The following is a 1,242-nucleotide window of genomic DNA, read 5'->3' on the forward strand; positions in this document are numbered from 1 at the left end:
TAGTACCGAAGGTCTTGATTTCATGCTGCCAAGAAAAGCCTCTAGCCAGGATGAAGGTGCCCGTACCGCAAACCGACACAGGTAGGCGAGAAGAGAATTCTAAGGCGCGCGGAAGAACTCTCGTTAAGGAACTCGGCAAAATGACCCCGTAACTTCGGGAGAAGGGGTGCCTCGGTAGGGTGAATAGCCCGAGGGGGCCGCAGTGAAAAGGCCCAAGCGACTGTTTAGCAAAAACACAGGTCTGTGCGAAGCCGCAAGGCGAAGTATACGGGCTGACGCCTGCCCGGTGCTGGAAGGTTAAGGGGAGTGGTTAGCCGCAAGGCGAAGCTATGAACCGAAGCCCCAGTAAACGGCGGCCGTAACTATAACGGTCCTAAGGTAGCGAAATTCCTTGTCAGGTAAATTCTGACCCGCACGAATGGCGTAACGACTTGGGCGCTGTCTCAACGAGAGATCCGGTGAAATTTTAATACCTGTGAAGATGCAGGTTACCCGCGACAAGACGGAAAGACCCCATGGAGCTTTACTGCAGCTTGATATTGAACTTTGGTACGGTCTGTACAGGATAGGTGGGAGCCTGCGAAGCCGGTGCGCCAGCATCGGTGGAGGCATCGTTGGGATACCACCCTGATCGTATCGGAGTTCTAACCTAGGACCGTGATCCGGTTCGGGGACAGTGTCAGGTGGGCAGTTTGACTGGGGCGGTCGCCTCCTAAAGAGTAACGGAGGCGCCCCAAGGTTCCCTCAGAATGGTTGGAAATCATTCGAAGAGTGCAAAGGCAGAAGGGAGCTTGACTGCGAGACCTACAAGTCGAGCAGGGACGAAAGTCGGGCTTAGTGATCCGGTGGTACCGCATGGAAGGGCCATCGCTCAACGGATAAAAGCTACCCTGGGGATAACAGGCTTATCTCCCCCAAGAGTCCACATCGACGGGGAGGTTTGGCACCTCGATGTCGGCTCATCGCATCCTGGGGCTGAAGTAGGTCCCAAGGGTTGGGCTGTTCGCCCATTAAAGCGGTACGCGAGCTGGGTTCAGAACGTCGTGAGACAGTTCGGTCCCTATCTGTCGCGGGCGTAGGAAATTTGAGAGGAGCTGTCCTTAGTACGAGAGGACCGGGATGGACGTACCGCTGGTGTACCAGTTGTCTCGCCAGAGGCATGGCTGGGTAGCTACGTACGGAAGGGATAAGCGCTGAAAGCATCTAAGCGTGAAGCCCCCCTCAAGATGAGATTTCCCAATT

At 55.4% G+C, this 1,242-nt stretch carries 1 rRNA gene; it reads left to right on the forward strand.

Going from position 1 to position 1,242, the window contains the following annotated elements:
* Positions 1–1,242 (forward strand): 23S ribosomal RNA (locus M3650_RS31125); the annotation flags it as partial.

Origin of the sequence: Paenibacillus sp. MER TA 81-3 (assembly GCF_023713585.1) — a bacterium.
In the GTDB taxonomy this organism is placed as follows: domain Bacteria; phylum Bacillota; class Bacilli; order Paenibacillales; family Paenibacillaceae; genus Paenibacillus_B; species Paenibacillus_B profundus.